We start from the raw sequence: 16,125 nt of genomic DNA on the forward strand, positions 1-16,125 counted from the left end.
AGTGTCCCACAGCCGTGCTCGCCGCCCGAGCCGTCGCGGTGAGCGCTGGTCAGGGCTGGGTGATCAGCGGTCGGTCAGCGGTCGGTCGTCCGCGCGGAGTCGGATCGGCGACCGGCGCCCCGGTGGTTGACGGCGTCGACCACGACCCCGACCACGCCCGCGAGCAGCACGCCGAGGGCGATGCCGAAGGCCGTGAAGTAGGCGAGCGCCCGGCCCTCGCTGTAGGTCGCGCTGGCCTGGCCGATCAGGGTGGCGGCGAGGCCGGCGCAGGCTCCGAGGATCGCCCCGAGGAGCAGCAGTCGCGGCCAGTTGAGGCTGCGCGGCACGTCGACCTCGACCCACACGGGGTCGGCGACCTCGCTGGCGTGCTCTGCGGGGCGACGGTCGGCCGAGGAGGAACTCACGCCCGCCAGTGTAGTCCGCGCGGGACGAGAGCTCACGAGCCCTGGAAGAGCGGCAGCCGGTGCTCCAGGTCGCTGCGCTGGCCGCTCGCGCGCACCCGCCCCGAGGCCAGGGCGTCGGCCCAGGCCATCGCACCGGTCGCGAGGCGCAGCCAGGTGTCGGCGTCGGTCTCCACGGTGCTTGGCGGCGTGCCACGGGTGTGCACCGGCCCGGTGATGCACTGCACGGCCCCGTAGGGCGGCACTCGCACCTCGACGCTGCGTCCCGGGTCGCGGGTGGCGAGCTCTTCGAGAGTGAAGCGCACCGCGGTCGCGGTGACCGTGCGGTCTACCGGCTCCTCGGCCAGCACGCCGGCCAGCCAGGCGTCGAGCGCCGCCGCACCCGCGGCCGCCGGGATCCGTCGACGAGGAGGCATCTGCCCAGCCTACGTCGACGTCGCGGCGCGCCACGCCGGTGCCCGACGGGGCGGCCTTGCGGCCTGCCCTTCGAGCGCACCGGCGGCTGGATGAGAGAGTGGACCCATGCGAGCTACCGTCCTGCACGCCCCGGGTGACATCCGGCTCGAGGAGGTCCCCGAGCCCACGATCATGGCGCCCACCGACGCGATCGTGCGGGTGACGGCGGCCTGCATCTGCGGGTCGGACCTGTGGCCCTACCGCGGGGCCTCGCCGGTGACCGAGCCGCGGCGCATCGGCCACGAGCTGATCGGTGTCGTCGAGGCGGTCGGGCCGGGCGTCTCCACGATGCTGCCCGGCACCACGGTGATCTCGCCGTTCACCTACAGCGACTCGACCTGCGCGCACTGCCGGGCGGGGGTGCAGAGCGCGTGCGAGCACGGAGGGTACTTCGGGGCGAACGACCGTGACGGGCACCTCGTCGACGGCTGCCAGGGCGAGCTGGTGCGCGTCCCGCTCGCCGACGGCACCCTCGTGCCGGTGCGCGGCGAGGTGACCGACGACAACCTCGCGTCCCTGCTCACGCTCTCCGACGTGATGGGCACCGGGTGGCACGCGGCGGTCTCGGCAGGGGTCAGCGACGGGATGACGGTCGCCGTGGTGGGTGACGGCGCGGTCGGCCTGTGCGGGGTGCTCGCCGCCCGCGAGCTCGGCGCCGCCCGCATCGTCGCGCTGTCCCGGCACGAGGCGCGTCAGCAGATCGCCACCCACTTCGGCGCCACGGACATCGTGGCCGAGCGCGGCGACGAGGCGACCGAGCGGCTGCTCGACCTCACCGACGGGGTCGGCGCCGACGCGGTGCTCGAGTGCGTCGGCACGGCGCAGTCGATGGAGACGGCGTTCGCGATCGCCCGACCCGGCTCGATCGTCGGCTTCGTCGGCGTCCCGCACGGCGGAGAGCCGCCGGTCGAGCGGATGTTCCGCAAGAACATCGGGCTGCGCGGCGGGATGGCGCCGGTCCGGCGCTACCTGCCGCACCTGGTGCCGCAGGTGCTCGACGGGCGCATCGAGCCGGGCCTGGTCTTCGACTCGGTGCTGCCGCTCGACGAGGTGGCCGAGGGCTACCGGCAGATGGACGAGCGGCGGGCCATCAAGGTCCTGCTGCGGCCCTGACGCGATGACCATCGTCTGGGCCGAGGACGCCCGGGGCCATCGCGCCGCGACCGTCGAGCGGGACGGTCACCCCCAGTCCTACGTAGACCTCGACGACCCCACCGTGCTCGCGTTCGAGTACGTGCAGCACTTCGCGAGCGTGCTCGACGCGCTCCCGCCCGGCCCGCTCGCCGTCACGCACGTGGGCGGCGCCGGCCTCACCCTGGCGCGCTACCTCGAGACGACCCGCCCGGGGTCGCCGCAGATCGTGCTCGAGCCAGACTCCGCGCTCACCGAGCTGGTGCGTCGCGAGCTGCCGCTCCCCCGCCGCCACCGGATCCGGGTGCGCCCGATCGATGGGCTCGCCGGGGTCGCGGCGCTGCGGGAGGCGAGCGCCGACGTGGTGGTCGTCGATGCCTATGCCGACGGTCGGGTGCCGGCCGAGCTGGGGACCGAGAGCTTCCTCGCCGACGTGGCGCGCGTGCTGCGGCCCGGTGGCGTGGCCCTGCTCAACCTCGCCGACGAGCCAGGTCTGCGCTACGTCGCCCGGGTCGCGGCGGGCGCCCGGACGGTGCTGCCCGAGCAGGCGCTGGTGGCCACGCACGAGGTGCTCAAGGGACGGCGCTACGGCAACACCGTGCTCGCCGCGTCGCGAGCACCATTGCCGGAGACGGAGATTCGCCGATCCGTAGCCCGCTCCCCCTTCCCCACCGGGGTGCGCAGCGGGGCCGAGCTGAGGCGCTGGGGTGCGAGTGGGCGGCCGTTCACCACCACCGACGCGCAGCCGTCGCCACGGCCTCCGCTTGCGGGGGTGTGGCGGATCCGCTGAGCTGTGTGGCCCAGCGCAGACTTCAGTGGAAGGCGCAGCAGGGCGTGGGGTTCGGGCTCTCGAACGGCACCAGCGCGTCCGCGGCGGGCTGCACGTCGAGCACCAACCGGCCGGCGCGCACGCAGGGGCGCACGTGCCCGCGGGTGCGGATCCGAGCGTCCGGTCCGGCCTGCCAGTCCTCGGAAGCGCCGCCGAGCAGCCGGACCTCGTCGATCGCGCTACGGTCCAGGAGCTCGCAGACGGTCAGGACCTCGGGAAGGTCCGCACCACCGGGGAAGCACACCGCGCGGCCCCCGGACCCGTGCAGCAGCTCGTCGGCCGCAGCGAGCGCGCCGCGCGCGAGCGCCGGCAGCCCGAGCGTGCGGCCCTCGCTGCCCAGCCCGATCTCCTCGGCCTGCTCGGCGTGGCTGAGGTCCGCCACCGCCAGGGTCTCGGCGATGTGCAGGAGCAGGCCGGCGCCGAGCGGTCGCTCGGTGCGCACCGACAGCGCCACGTGCGGGTAGTGATCGGCAGCGCCCACCACGTGGGTGAGCACGGCGAGCCCGCCCGGGTCCATGCCAGACGCGAGCAGGGCCTGCGCGACGGCGCCCGCCTGGAGGTCGGCCTGGGCCAGGGTCTGCGCAGCAGCGTCGACCCCGGCGACCAGGGCGACCTCGGTGGCGAGCGCCGTCGTGGTCGTCATCGGCGCGGGAGCACCCAGATCGGGTTCGTGTAGAACCAGAGGTCGTCCCACGGGTTGGCCTTGCCGATCTCGTCGATCGCGGGGCCCGCGGGGTCGACGGAGGCGCCCTTGACGCCCGCGGCGAGCCGCTTGCCGTCGCTCCCGCGCAGTCGGACGTAGACCCCCTGGTCGCCGATGGGTCCGAGGTCGAGGGACAGCTCGATCCAGCCGTCGCGGCCGACCGCGCCGGTGACGTCCCAGGACTTCACGACCCGGGTCTGCGGCGCCGCGAAGGTGTCCTTGTCGGCCGCCGGACCGGTGACCGATCCGACGATGGCGTCGACCTTCTTCAGCTGCGGGATGAACTGCGCCCAGTTGGGCAGGTGCGCGGGCTTGATCCGGATCGAGACCCGAGCGCGGCTGCCGCGACGGACCACGAGGGCGCCGCCGAGGGAGGCGCCGTCCCCACCGCTGCGCACGGTGACGTCGAGCTCGTCGACGAGCCGGCCGTGGTCGACCCAGACGCTGCCCTGGCGCAGCCCCTCCATGACGGCGGCGTAGCTGCGGCGGCCGACACCCACGTGGGTGCGGCTGTAGTAGCCGGGCCAGTAGTCACCGTTGCTCGTGACCGGCACCGGCCCGTTGATCGGGTCGGCGTGCTTGCCGTTGGCGGCGAAGTCGTCACCCGGGCCGCGTACCGCGGTGTCGAGGTAGATCGAGTGGCTGTCGGAGTTCGCGGTGATCCACCACGGCTTGCCCTCGCTCAGCAGGCTGTCCCACAGCCCGCCGACCGTGGCCGTCATCCAGTCGAACCCGCCGAAGGTGCGGTAGCTCTCGGGCGGGTACGCGGCGAAGCTGTCGCTGCTCGGCGCGTTGTCGTAGTAGCCGCGGCCGGAGCCGGGTCCGAGCGGGGTGGGCAGACCGGCGGCCTGGTGACCGGGCGCGCCCTCCATGCCGATGGCGATGCCAGGGGCGGCGTCGCGCCAGGCGCGGATCTCGTGGGGCGAGTCGATGCCCTTGCGCGCCGGGTGGTTGGCGAGCATCAGCGCGTCCTTGACCTGACGCGACCCGACGGCCGACTGCAGGAAGGTCAGACCCTGCAGGGCCAGCTGCTCGTTGGCCGCGTTGCTCGCGGTGGCGCTCTTGACGACACCGTCGTAGCCCGCCTCGAACGCCTTGAGCACCGACACCTCGCCGGAGCCGGGGTGCACGAAGACCGTGCCGTGCTCGGCGGCCGGGATGTTCCACTCCAGCCCCTGGAAGACGAGCATGTCGGGGAAATCGCCTCGGGCAGCGACGATCTCGGGGTTGACCTGCTCGACACCGATCTTGACGTGCTGGGCCGAGCCGTGGTCGGTGATGACCATCCAGTCCAGGCCGTAGGCGTTCGCGTGCTGCACGTGGTCGGCGACGCGGTAGAGCCCGTCGGAGCTGAACTGGGTGTGGATGTGGTGGTCGCCGGCGAGCCAGCTCTTGGCTCGGTGGCCGCGGCGGCTGCCGGCGTCCGAGGCCTCGGTGGCGGCGGCCGTCGCGAGGCCGCCCGCGCCGACGAAGCTGGTGGCGGCGACGCCGGCGCCGAGGACGCCGGCGGCGCGCAGGAAGTTGCGTCGGCCGAGCTCGGCCGGGGGCAGCTCGCTGTCGGGCACCCCGAGATCCAGTGCGGGACGCAGCGGCTCGTCGCCGTGGGTGTGGTCGTGGCTGTGCGGGTGCTCGTGCGCGCCGTGGGAGTGCGCGTGGTCGTCGTGCTCGTGGGAGTGAGGGTGGGTGTGGCCGTGCTCGTGGGGGTGGCTCATGACGTGGCCTTCGAACGCAGTGACCGGGACCGGTCCAACGTAGGCCGGTCCCGGTCTACGGCAGGGAGCGTCGACGTGAGCAGTCGATGAACGACCGGAGAACGGCTACCCCACGAAGACCCTCGCGTTGCGGAACATCCGCAGCCACGGGCTCTCGTCCGCGACGGGACCGTCGGTCCAGGACAGCTGGACGTTGCGCTGCACCCGCTCGGGGTGCGGCATCATCGCGGTGAACCGGCCGTCGGGGGTGGTCACGGCGGCGAGCCCGTCCGGAGAACCGTTGGGGTTGAACGGGTAGCGCTGGGTCGGCGCCCCGGCGTTGTCCACGTAGCGCGCGGCGCGGACCACCTGTGCCGCGTCACCCTGGGTCGAGAAGTCGGCGCGTCCCTCGCCGTGCGCGACGGCGATCGGCAGCAGCGAGCCGGTCATGCCGGACAGGAAGATCGAGGGGCTGTCGAGGACCTCGAGGAGGCTCAGCCGGGCTTCGTACTGCTCCGAGCGGTTGCGGGTGAAGCGCGGCCAGGCCTGCGCCCCCGGCACCAGCTCGGCCAGCGCGGCGAACATCTGGCAGCCGTTGCAGATGCCGAGCCCGAACGTGTCCGGGCGGTGGAAGAACGCGCCGAACTGCTCGGTGAGGCGCGGGTCGAACAGCACCGAGCGGGCCCAGCCGTTGCCGGCGCCGAGGGTGTCACCATAGGAGAACCCGCCGCAGGCCACCAGCCCGACGAAGTCGCTGAGGTGCGCCCGGCCCGACTGCAGGTCGGTCATGTGCACGTCGAAGGTCTCGAAGCCGGCCCGGTCGAAGGCGAACGCCGTCTCGACGTGACTGTTGACCCCCTGCTCGCGCAGGATGGCGACCTTGGGTCGAATCCCCTTGTGCAGGTAGGGGGCCGACACGTCCTCGACCGGGTCGAAGGTCGGGGTGACCTGGAGACCGGGGTCGTCGTCGGCGCCGAACGCGGCGTGCTCCTCGTCGGCGCAGGCGGGGTTGTCGCGCAGCGCGCTGATGCGCCAGGACACCTCGTCCCAGGCCTGCGCGAGGTCACGCACGGGCTCGTCGAGGACGGTCTCCCCGGCGACCCGGACGACCACGCGCCGCTCGGCCTGCGGTGCTCCGACGACGTGGGACAGCGCGCCGACGCCGTGACGGTCGAGGACGGCCAGCACCTCGTCCGTGCGGGCGGTCGCCACCTCGAGCACGACACCGAGCTCCTCGGCGAACAGCGCTGCGACGGAAGGGATCTCGACCGAGACGCCGCAGGCTCCGGCGAAGGCCATCTCGCAGAGGGTGGCCCAGAGGCCGCCGTCCGAGCGGTCGTGCAGCGCCGACACCAGCCCGGCCGAGCGCAGCTCGTTGACGGCGTCGACGAGACCCACGAGGCGGGCCGGGTCGTCGAGGTCGGGGACCTCGGCACCGAACGCGCCGGAGACCTGCGCGAGCATCGAGCCGCCGAGCCGATCCCGCCCGGCACCGAGGTCGACCAGCACGAGCGAGGACTCGCGGGCGGGGTCGATCTGCGGCGTGAGCGTGCCTCGGACGTCGGGCAGCGCGGCGAACGCGGTCACCACCAGGCTGACGGGGGACGTGACCTGCTTGGTGGCCCCGGACTCGTCGGTCCACCGGGTGCGCATCGACAGCGAGTCCTTGCCCACGGGCACACCGACGCCGAGCGCGGGACACAGCTCGAGGGCTACGGCCTGCACGGTGTCGTAGAGCGCGGCGTCCTCCCCGGACTCGCCGCAGGCGGCCATCCAGTTGCAGGACAGCTTGACGCGCGGCAGATCGATCGGCGCCGCAAGGAGATTCGTGATGGCCTCGCCGACCGCCATGCGACCGGACGCGGGCGCGTCGACCGCCGCCAACGGCATCCGCTCGCCGGACGCCATGGCCTCGCCGGAGAACCCGGTGAGGTCGGCCAGCGTCACGGCCACGTCGGCGACCGGGACCTGCCAGGGCCCGACCATCTGGTCGCGGTGCGTGAGGCCGCCGACCGTGCGGTCGCCGATGGTCACGAGGAAGCGCTTGCTGGCGACGGTCGGGTGCCGCAGCACGGCGTAGGCCGCGTCGCGCACGTCGAGACCCGTGAGGTCGAGCTCGTCCCCGGAGCGCTCGACGCGCTCCACGTCGCGCGTCATGCGCGGGGGCTTGCCGAGCAGCACCTCCATCGGCATGTCGATGGGCCGGTCGTCCTCGGGTCCGTCCTGCTGCCCTGGGGCGAGGACGAGCTGGCCGTCGTCGCGGGCCACGCCGACGACGGCGAAGGGGCACCGCTCCCGATCACACAGTGCCGCAAAGGATTCCAGCGACTCAGGCGCGATGGCGAGGACGTAGCGCTCCTGGCTCTCGTTGCACCAGACCTCCTTGGGCGCGAGGCCGCTCTCCTCGAGCGGCACGGCGGAGAGGTCGAAGCGCGCGCCCAGCCCGGCGTCGTCGACGAGCTCGGGGAAGGCGTTCGAGAGCCCGCCCGCGCCCACGTCGTGGATCGCCAGGACGGGGTTGTCCGCGCCGAGCGACCAGCAGTGGTTGATGACCTCCTGCGCGCGGCGCTCGATCTCGGGGTTGCCGCGCTGGACCGAGTCGAAGTCGAGGTCCGCAGCGTTGACTCCGGCCGCCATGGACGAGGCCGCGCCGCCGCCCATGCCGATGCGCATGCCCGGGCCGCCGATCTGCACCAGCAGGGTGCCGGCGGGGAAGGCGATCTTGTCGGTCATCTCGGCGCTGATGGTGCCGAGACCGCCCGCGCTCATGATGGGCTTGTGGTAGCCCCGCCGCACGCCGTCGACGGTCTGCTCGTAGACCCGGAAGAAGCCGCCGAGCGCGGGACGGCCGAACTCGTTGTTGAAGGCCGCGGACCCGATCGGCGCCTCGATCATGATGTCCAGCGGGCTGGCGATGTGCGGCGGCGCGCCGAACTCTTCACTCTCCCAAGGCTCTTCGGTGTCGGGCAGGTGCAGGTTGGACACGACGAAGCCGGCGAGGCCGGCCTTCGGCTGGGAGCCGCGACCGGTGGCGCCCTCGTCGCGGATCTCGCCGCCGGCGCCGGTCGCGGCGCCGGGGAACGGTGAGATGGCCGTCGGGTGGTTGTGCGTCTCGACCTTCATCAGCACGTGGACGTCACCCTCGCGCGCGGCGTAGGCGCTCGGACCGTCGCCGCGACCGGGCAGCCAGCGCGAGCGCGGGCCGCCCTCCATGACGGAGGCGTTGTCCTTGTAGGCAATGACCGTGCCCTGGCCGTTGACCTGCTCGGTGTGCCGGATCATCCCGAAGAGGCTCTGCGGCTGCGGCTCGCCGTCGATGACGAAGTCGGCGTTGAAGATCTTGTGCCGGCAGTGCTCGGAGTTGGCCTGGGCGAACATCATCAGCTCGACGTCGGACGGGTTGCGCCCGAGGCCGGTGAACGCCTCGACCAGATAGTCGATCTCGTCGTCGGACAGCGCCAGCCCGAAGGTCAGGTTGGCCCGCTCCAGGGCCTGGCGACCCGCGCCCAGTACGTCGACGCGCTCCATCGGCTCGGCCTCGCGCTCGTCGAACAGGTGCGCCGCGTCGGCCCGCTCACGCAGCGCCGTCTCGGTCATCCGGTCGTGCAGCACGTCCGCGGCGGCCTGCCACTGCGTGCCATCGAGCGGCGCGCCGAGCAGGTGGAACTCGGTGACCCGCTCGACGCGGTGGATGTCGACGCCGCAGCTGTGCGCGATGTCGGTGGCCTTGGAGGCCCACGGGGACACCGTGCCGAGGCGCGGCCCGACGACGACCAGGGTGGACTCGCCCTCCCCCGCCGCGCTGGGGTCGAAGGCGTCACCGTAGGTGAGCAGCCGGTCTACGGTGTCGCGGGTGGGGGCGTCGAGCTCGGCGTCGCTGGAGACCCAGTGGACGTGGCGCGCCACGACCCCCGTGATGCCGGGCACGGAGGCCTGCAGGCGAGCGAGCAGCGCGCGGGCACGAAAGGGCGAGAGGGCCGAGCCACCGTCGAAGACGGTGAGGACGTGGTCGGTCCTCGGCATCAGTCGTCGTCCTGGTCGCCGTAGAACCCGCCGGCCTCGACCGCGCCGGCCTGGCTCAACCGCACGTCGTGGGGCTGGCTCAGGTGCCGCGGCTGGTGCGCGACGGCATCCTCGGTCAGACCGCTCTCGCCGACCTGGGCGCCGTAGGCCTCCCAGTCCTCGTCGCTGAAGTCGCCCACCCGGACGGTGCTGCCCTCGGCGAACACGCCGGTGACCTCCTCGCCCTCGCCGGTGGCGAAGGCGCGCTCGGCGGCCTCCCGGGCCTGCGCGAGCTGCTCCTCGGTGACCTCGCCGTGCGTCAGCAGGACGTAGCGCCGACCGACCCGCGCGCCGTGGAACTGGGGGTAGCCCAGCTCGCCGAGCGCCGCGAGAGCGTCGCCGCCCTCGCGGTCGGGCAGCTGAGGCTTGAGCATGACGTTGACGACGATGCGTCCCATGGCGGCGCGGCTCCTGGTTCGGGCGCGAGCGGCCAGGCGTGCCGCTCGGCTGACAGTGCCTCGAGTTTATCCGCACGCGGCACGCCTGCTCGCTCGTGCCCAGGAGCGAGACCCGCTCAGCCGCCGAAGCGCCGACCGGTGAGGGTCTCGTAGGCCTCGACGTACTTGCCGCGGGTGCGCTCGACGACCTCGTCGGGCAGCGGCGGCGGCGTCTCGCCGGAGCGGCGGTCCCAGCCGGAGGCCGGCGAGGTGAGCCAGTCGCGGACGAACTGCTTGTCGTAGGACTCCTGCGGGTGGCCAGGCTCCCAGCGGGCGGCCGGCCAGAAGCGTGAGGAGTCGGGCGTGAGCACCTCGTCGGCGAGGACGATCTCGGGGGCAGCGGGGTCACCGCGCAGCCCGAACTCGACCTTGGTGTCGGCGAGGATGATGCCGCGCCCCCCGGCGATCTCGTTGCCCCGCGCGAGGATTCGTCGGGTGAGGTCGGAGAGCCGGGTGGCGAGGGCACCGCCCACGGCGGCATCGACCTCGGCGGGCGACATCGGCTGGTCGTGCTCGCCGACGGGGGCCTTCGTCGTGGGGGTGAAGATCGCCTGCGGCAGCCGAGAGCCGTCCTCGAGACCGGGGGGCAGCGGCACGCCGCACACGGCTCCGGTCTCGCGGTACTCGTCCAGGCCGCCGCCGGTGAGGTAGGCCCGGCCGATGCACTCGATCGGCAGCATCTGCAGCCGCTCGCAGAGCACCGCCCGGCCCCGGACCGCGTCGGGGACGTCGGTCGACACCACGTGGTTGGGCAGCAGGTCGGCGAGCTGGTCGAACCACCACAGCGACAGCTGGGTGAGCACCGCCCCCTTGTCGGGGATCGGGGTGTCGAGGACGAAGTCGTAGGCCGAGATCCGGTCCGTCGCGACCAGCAGCACCTGGTCGTCGCGGGCCTCACCCGTGGCCGGGTCGAGCGGTGCGTAGAGGTCCCGCACCTTGCCGCTGTAGACGTGCTGGTAGCCCGGGAGCTCGGCTGCTGCGGTCTGCTCGGTGGCGCTCACTGCTGGTCTCCTGCCTGCACCTGGCCGCGCTCGGCGGCCAGGGCGATGTCGCGACGATGGTGCGAACCGGGCAGGTCCACCCGGTCTACGGCCTCGTAGACCGTGCGCCGCGCCGACGCGAGGTCGTCCCCGAGGGCGACCACCGACAGGACTCGGCCGCCCGCCGAGACGAGGGCGCCCTGCTCGTCGAGCGCGGTGCCGGCGTGCAGCACCGAGGCACCGGACCCGTCGGCCGAGATCTGCTCCAGCCCGAAGAGGGGGTCGCCCGTGCGGGGCGTGCCGGGGTAGCCGGAGGAGGCGACGACGACGGTGACGGCGTGCTGCGGGCTCCAGCGCAGCTCCGGGGAGCCGGCGAGCTCACCGGTGGCCGCCGCGAGCAGCAGCGCCCCGAGCGGCGTCTCCAGCCGGACCAGCACCACCTGGGTCTCGGGGTCACCGAACCGGACGTTGAACTCCACGACCTTCGGCCCGCGCGAGGTGAGCGCGAGCCCGACGTACAGCACCCCGACGAAGGGGGTCCCCCGGGCGGCCATCTCGTCGACGGTCGGCTGCGCGACCCGCGCGACGACGTCCTCGGCGAGCCCCTCGGGTGCCCAGTCCAGCGGCGAGTAGGCGCCCATGCCACCGGTGTTCGGGCCCTCGTCGCCCTCACCGACCCGCTTGAAGTCCTGGGCGAGGGCGAGCGGCACGACCGTGGTGCCGTCGCACAGGCAGAAGAGCGAGGCCTCCGGCCCGTCGAGGTAGTCCTCGACGACGACCGTCGCGTCGCCACCGCGGGTGAGGCAGGCGCGGGCGTGCTCCAGCGCGGCCTCACGGTCGTCGGTGACCACGACCCCCTTGCCGGCGGCGAGCCCGTCGTCCTTGACGACGTGCGGGGGGCCGAACGCGTCGAGCGCCTCGGCCACCTGCTCCTCGGTGGTGCACACGTGCGCCATCGCGGTCGGCACCTCGGCGGCGGCCATGACCTGCTTGGCGAAGGCCTTGCTGCCCTCGAGCTGGGCGGCCGCGGCCGACGGTCCGAAGACGGGGATCCCGCTCTCGCGCACCACGTCCGCGACGCCGGCGACGAGCGGGACCTCGGGACCGATCACGACCAGGTCGGCCTGGATCTCCTGCGCCAGGTCGGCGACGGCCGCCCCGTCGGTCGGGTCGGGCAAGGGGCGGCACAGGGCGACCTGGTCGATGCCCGGGTTGCCGGGGGCGGCGACGACCGCGTCGACGGACGGGTCGCGCAGCAGGGCGGTGACGATGGCGTGCTCTCGGGCACCGGTGCCGATGACGAGGACCTTCACCTGGCTCACCCTACCGGGCCACGCAGGTCGGGCCGCGAGGTCTAGACTTGTGCGTTCCGGCTCGCCCGAGTCGGTGCTGCCGACCAGGATCTCGACACGACGCGTGGACCAGCCGCAGACCAACCAGACTCCCCAGGCCCAGGCGCCTGCGGGCGATGACGTCGTCGCCCAGCAGGTGGCGATCGAGCAGCGTCACGTCGACCGGGTCTACGCCGAGCTCGTGAAGGCCGCCGAGCGCAACCGGCTGCTCGAGTCCGAGGGCATGGGCCGCGGGCGCACCGACCGCGTCGGTGACGTGCGCGATGAGGAGGCTGCGGCTCTCTTCGAGCGAGATGCGTTGATGTTCAGCGCTGCTCGTCGCCGCGCGTCGCTCGAGAGCCAGCACGAGGGACTCGTCTTCGGCCGGCTCGACCTGGACCACTCCGGCACGGACGGTCAGGGCGGCGAGCAGGATCGCGAGGTGCGCTACGTCGGGCGGCTCGGGGTGCGCGACGACGACTACGAGCCGCTGGTCATCGACTGGCGCGCCCCCGCGGCGGCCCCGTTCTACCAGGCCACGCCGCTGGACCCGCAGTCGGTGCTGCGCCGCCGGGTGCTGCGCAGCCGGGACGCGGCCGTCGTCGGGGTCGAGGACGACCTGATGGTGCCCGAGGCGCCGGACGACCTCGTCGTGGTCGGCGACGGCGCGCTGATGGCGGCCCTCACCCGCAGCCGCGGTGCCCAGATGCGCGACATCGTCGCCACCATCCAGCGGCACCAGGACGAGGCGATCCGCGCCGCCGCCCGGGGCGTCACCGAGATCACCGGTGGGCCCGGCACCGGCAAGACCGTCGTCGCCCTGCACCGCGCGGCCTACCTGCTCTACTCCAACCGCCGCCGCTTCGAGAGCGGCGGGATCCTCGTCGTCGGGCCGTCCTCCGCCTACACCGCCTACATCGAGCGGGTGCTGCCGTCGCTCGGCGAGGACTCCGTCGCGCTGCGGGCCCTCGGCGACCTCGTGGACGGCGTCACCGCCGCTCGCGTCGACCGTCCGGAGACGGCCGCGCTCAAGGGCTCGTTGCGCATCCGCAGACTCCTCGGCAACGTGGCGCGCGGACGAATCCCCGGGGCTCCCAGCGAGTTTCGCGCAATGGTGGCCGGTCTCCCCGTCCGCCTCGAGGCGCGCACGCTCGACCGCATCCGCAGCAGCGTCCTGCGCCACCACCAGCGCAACGGCGCTGCCGCCGCAGCCCGGACGGCGCTGGCCGAGGTGGCCTGGAGCCAGGTCGGCGGAGGCGGCGGCAACAGCACCGGGGTGGAGCGCGAGGAGTTCCTGGAGCGCTTCGAGGACCACCTGGACGTCGAGGCGTTCATGCGTGAGTGGTGGCGTCCCGTCGACCCGCGCGAGGTGCTGCTCTGGCTGACCGACCGGTCGCTCCTCGACCGGCACAGCCACGGCGCCTTCAGCCCCGAGGAGCGCGAGCTGCTCGCCTCGAGCTATGACGAGGCGATCGCCACCGGCACCTGGTCGGTCGCCGACGTGGCGCTGATCGACGACCTCGCGGCCCGTCTCGGCGTCGTGGTGGAGCCGGCGTCGGAGGACCAAGGGTTCTACGAGATCGACGAGCTGGGCTCGCCGGAGGACTTCGGCGTGCAGGAGGTCTACGTCGGCGGCGTGCGGCGCACGCTGTCCACCTCGGCGGCGCGGATCACCCCGGGCACCGGCCGCGAGCGGCTGCTGGCGGGGCGGATCGAGCCGCCGTCGGAGTACGCCCACGTCCTCGTCGACGAGGCCCAGGACCTGTCCCCCATGCAGTGGCGCGCGCTCGGTCGGCGCGGTCGCTACGCCTCGTGGACCGTCGTCGGCGACGCCGCGCAGAGCTCGCTCGCCGACCCGGACGAGAGCGCGCAGGCCCGGTCAGAGGCGTTCGGCCCCAAGGAGCGTCGTCACTTCCACATGACGACCAACTACCGCAACGCGCGCGAGATCTTCGACTACGCCGCCGACGTCATCCGGCGCGCGGTGCCCGACGCCGACATCCCGGACGCCGTGCGCGAGACGGGCGTCGAGCCGGTCGAGCTGACCGTCGCACCCGACGCGCTGGCGCAGTCCGTGCTCGACGCAGCGCGCGAGCTGCGCGAGCAGGTCGACGGGCTCGTGACGGTCATCGTGCCGGCGTCGCACGCCGACCTCGCCCGCTCGGTCGCCGCGCTCGACGACCCGCGCATCACCGCGATCGACCCGCTGTCGACCAAGGGCCTCGAGTACGACGCCACCGTCGTGGTCGACCCCGACGCGATCGTGGCCGACACCGCGGGTGGCATCCGCACGCTCTACGTCGTGCTGACGCGTGCGGCCCACCGCATGACCGTGGTCACGCCGCGGCTTCCGTAGAGCGCGTGAGACGCGCGTGCCGAGCGGCGCGCCCGGTTGGCAGACTGGGCCCATGACGACGCAGCGCGCCGATGCGCCGAAGCGCACCGAGGACCCCGTGCTGGCGGGCTACCGCCAGAGCATCGACAACATCGACGCCGCCCTGGTCTTCATGCTCGCCGAACGCTTCAAGATCACCCAGAAGGTCGGCGAGTACAAGGCGCAGGCCGAGCTGCCGCCCGCCGACCCGGGTCGCGAGGAGCGCCAGGTGGCCCGACTGCGCGCCCTGGCCCAGTCCGCCGACCTGGACCCGGAGTTCTCCGAGAAGTTCCTGCGCTTCATCATCGACGAGGTGATTCACCACCACGAGCGAATTCGCGACGAGGTCTGAGGGCGCGCGATCAGGCGACCGAGCCCGCCCCGCAGACCCGGCCGGGAGGTCTACCCCTCCAGCAGGTCGTAGCGCTGGATGACCTCGTCGCGGCCGGGGCCGACGCCGATGACCGAGACGCGCGCGCCGATCTGCTGCTCGACGAACTCGACGTAGCGGCGGGCGTTCTCGGGGAGCTCGTCGAAGGTGCGGCAGCCGGTGATGTCCTCCTGCCAGCCGGGCAGGACCTCGTAGATCGGCTTGGCGTGGTGGAAGTCGCTCTGCGACATCGGCATCTCCTCGACGCGCTCGCCGTTGATCTCGTAGGCGACGCAGACGGGGATCTCGGCGAAGGTGTCGAGGTTGTCGAGCTTGGTGATGACGAAGTCGGTCACCCCGTTGATGCGGGTGGCGTAGCGGCCGATGACGACATCCAGCCAGCCGATGCGCCGCGGGCGACCGGTGGTGGTGCCGAACTCGTGACCGATCTCGCGCAGCCGATCGCCGACCTCGTCGTGCAGCTCGGTCGGGAAGGGGCCCTCGCCGACGCGGGTGGTGAACGCCTTGAGGATCGCGATGACCCGGTCGATGCGGGTGGGCGGGATGCCCGCACCCGTGCACGCGCCGCCGGCGGTCGCGTTGGAGGACGTGACGTAGGGGTAGGTGCCGTGGTCGACGTCGAGCAGGGTCGCCTGACCCGCCTCGCAGAGCACCACCTTGCCGGCGTCCAGCGCCTCGGAGATCTCCAGCGAGGTGTCCGTGACCATCGGTCGCAGCCGGTCGACGTAGGAGAGCAGCTCCTGCACGACCTCCTCGGCCTCGATCGCGCGGCGGTTGTAGAGCTTGGTGAGCATCTGGTTCTTGGAGACCAGCGCGGCCTCGACCTTCTGGCGCAGGATCGACTCGTCGAAGAGGTCCTGGACGCGGATGCCGATGCGGTTCATCTTGTCGGCGTAGGTCGGACCGATGCCGCGGCCGGTGGTGCCGATCTTGCGCTTGCCGAGGAAGCGCTCCCCCACCTTGTCCATCGTCGTGTTGTAGGACGCGATGACGTGGGCGTTGGCGCTGATCCGCAGCCGGGAGGTGTCCAGGCCGCGTGCCTCGAGGCCGTCGATCTCCTCCATCAGCACGGACAGGTCGATGACGACGCCGTTGCCGATGACGGGCACGACGCCCTCGGTGAGGATGCCGGACGGCAGCAGGTGCAGGGCGTACTTCTCGCCGCCCACGACCACCGTGTGGCCGGCGTTGTTGCCGCCGTTGAACTTGACCACGTAGTCGATGCGCGGACCGAGCAGGTCGGTCGCCTTCCCCTTGCCCTCGTCGCCCCACTGCGCACCGATCAGGACTACTGCTGGCATGGTGAGACTCAACCTCCCCGGCGACGACGCGCCGTGCG

At 73.0% G+C, this 16,125-nt stretch carries 13 protein-coding genes; 4 read left to right on the plus strand and 9 right to left on the minus strand.

Going from position 1 to position 16,125, the window contains the following annotated elements; genetic code table 11:
• Positions 1 to 74 precede the first annotated feature (74 nt).
• Together MM440_RS00215 and MM440_RS00220 are read right to left on the minus strand one after the other, a co-directional pair.
• On the minus strand, positions 75 to 404 hold the full coding sequence (locus MM440_RS00215) for a hypothetical protein (RefSeq protein WP_241441204.1): 330 nt from the start codon (positions 402 to 404) through the stop codon (positions 75 to 77).
• Positions 405 to 436: 32 nt separating this feature from the next.
• A complete protein-coding gene (locus tag MM440_RS00220) occupies positions 437 to 817 on the minus strand; it encodes a sterol carrier family protein (protein ID WP_241441205.1) in 381 nt (126 codons plus the stop codon).
• Between the two features lie 106 nt (positions 818 to 923).
• Here MM440_RS00220 and MM440_RS00225 point away from each other — a divergent pair, with 106 nt between their 5' ends.
• Entirely contained in the window at positions 924 to 1,970 is a 1,047-nt protein-coding gene (locus MM440_RS00225; protein WP_241441206.1) for a zinc-dependent alcohol dehydrogenase family protein, read from the plus strand.
• Between the two features lie 4 nt (positions 1,971 to 1,974).
• Entirely contained in the window at positions 1,975 to 2,778 is an 804-nt protein-coding gene (locus MM440_RS00230; protein WP_241441207.1) for a spermidine synthase, read from the plus strand.
• 22 nt (positions 2,779 to 2,800) lie between these two features.
• On the opposite strand, the gene MM440_RS00235 is transcribed toward MM440_RS00230, so the two are convergent.
• The 6 genes from MM440_RS00235 to purD all read right to left on the minus strand — a co-directional run bounded on the left by MM440_RS00235 (position 2,801) and on the right by purD (position 12,003).
• Positions 2,801 to 3,460: a hypothetical protein gene (locus MM440_RS00235; protein WP_241441208.1), complete on the minus strand. Its 660-nt coding sequence runs from the start codon at positions 3,458 to 3,460 to the stop codon at positions 2,801 to 2,803.
• Positions 3,457 to 5,232 (minus strand): PHP domain-containing protein, encoded by a 1,776-nt coding sequence (locus MM440_RS00240; protein ID WP_241441209.1) that lies wholly within the window; start codon positions 5,230 to 5,232, stop codon positions 3,457 to 3,459. Before MM440_RS00240 ends, MM440_RS00235 begins: the two co-directional genes overlap by 4 nt.
• A 105-nt stretch (positions 5,233 to 5,337) precedes the next feature.
• Entirely contained in the window at positions 5,338 to 9,234 is a 3,897-nt protein-coding gene (purL, locus tag MM440_RS00245) for a phosphoribosylformylglycinamidine synthase (protein ID WP_241441210.1), read from the minus strand.
• Positions 9,234 to 9,671, minus strand: a complete 438-nt coding sequence (locus MM440_RS00250) for a phosphoribosylformylglycinamidine synthase subunit PurS (protein ID WP_241441211.1) — start codon at positions 9,669 to 9,671, stop codon at positions 9,234 to 9,236. Before MM440_RS00250 ends, purL begins: the two co-directional genes overlap by 1 nt.
• Positions 9,672 to 9,787: 116 nt before the next feature.
• Positions 9,788 to 10,711: a phosphoribosylaminoimidazolesuccinocarboxamide synthase gene (locus tag MM440_RS00255; protein ID WP_241441212.1), complete on the minus strand. Its 924-nt coding sequence runs from the start codon at positions 10,709 to 10,711 to the stop codon at positions 9,788 to 9,790.
• Entirely contained in the window at positions 10,708 to 12,003 is a 1,296-nt protein-coding gene (purD, locus tag MM440_RS00260) for a phosphoribosylamine--glycine ligase (protein ID WP_241441213.1), read from the minus strand. Before purD ends, MM440_RS00255 begins: the two co-directional genes overlap by 4 nt.
• A gap of 103 nt (positions 12,004 to 12,106) precedes the next feature.
• On the opposite strand from purD, the gene MM440_RS00265 reads away from it, so the two are divergent.
• Together MM440_RS00265 and MM440_RS00270 are read left to right on the plus strand one after the other, a co-directional pair.
• Positions 12,107 to 14,377 (plus strand): HelD family protein, encoded by a 2,271-nt coding sequence (locus MM440_RS00265; protein ID WP_241441214.1) that lies wholly within the window; start codon positions 12,107 to 12,109, stop codon positions 14,375 to 14,377.
• Between the two features lie 52 nt (positions 14,378 to 14,429).
• Complete coding sequence (locus MM440_RS00270; protein ID WP_241441215.1) at positions 14,430 to 14,747, plus strand: chorismate mutase; 318 nt, start codon at positions 14,430 to 14,432, stop codon at positions 14,745 to 14,747.
• A 50-nt stretch (positions 14,748 to 14,797) separates the two neighbouring features.
• Here MM440_RS00270 and MM440_RS00275 read toward each other — a convergent pair whose 3' ends face one another.
• A complete protein-coding gene (locus MM440_RS00275; protein ID WP_241441216.1) occupies positions 14,798 to 16,087 on the minus strand; it encodes an adenylosuccinate synthase in 1,290 nt (429 codons plus the stop codon).
• Between the last annotated feature and the right edge of the window lie 38 nt (positions 16,088 to 16,125).

It is taken from the genome of Arsenicicoccus piscis (assembly GCF_022568835.1).
In the GTDB taxonomy this organism is placed as follows: domain Bacteria; phylum Actinomycetota; class Actinomycetes; order Actinomycetales; family Dermatophilaceae; genus Arsenicicoccus; species Arsenicicoccus piscis.

What these genes read in the sequence shown, in the direction of transcription:
- MM440_RS00220 (WP_241441205.1), bottom strand. Translation starts at nt 817, where the DNA reads ATGCCTCCTCGTCGACGGATCCCGGCGGCCGCGGGTGCGGCGGCGCTC.
- MM440_RS00225 (WP_241441206.1), top strand. Translation starts at nt 924, where the DNA reads ATGCGAGCTACCGTCCTGCACGCCCCGGGTGACATCCGGCTCGAGGAG.
- MM440_RS00230 (WP_241441207.1), top strand. Translation starts at nt 1,975, where the DNA reads ATGACCATCGTCTGGGCCGAGGACGCCCGGGGCCATCGCGCCGCGACC.
- MM440_RS00235 (WP_241441208.1), bottom strand. Translation starts at nt 3,460, where the DNA reads ATGACGACCACGACGGCGCTCGCCACCGAGGTCGCCCTGGTCGCCGGG.
- MM440_RS00240 (WP_241441209.1), bottom strand. Translation starts at nt 5,232, where the DNA reads ATGAGCCACCCCCACGAGCACGGCCACACCCACCCTCACTCCCACGAG.
- purL (WP_241441210.1), bottom strand. Translation starts at nt 9,234, where the DNA reads ATGCCGAGGACCGACCACGTCCTCACCGTCTTCGACGGTGGCTCGGCC.
- MM440_RS00250 (WP_241441211.1), bottom strand. Translation starts at nt 9,671, where the DNA reads ATGGGACGCATCGTCGTCAACGTCATGCTCAAGCCTCAGCTGCCCGAC.
- MM440_RS00270 (WP_241441215.1), top strand. Translation starts at nt 14,430, where the DNA reads ATGACGACGCAGCGCGCCGATGCGCCGAAGCGCACCGAGGACCCCGTG.
- MM440_RS00275 (WP_241441216.1), bottom strand. Translation starts at nt 16,087, where the DNA reads ATGCCAGCAGTAGTCCTGATCGGTGCGCAGTGGGGCGACGAGGGCAAG.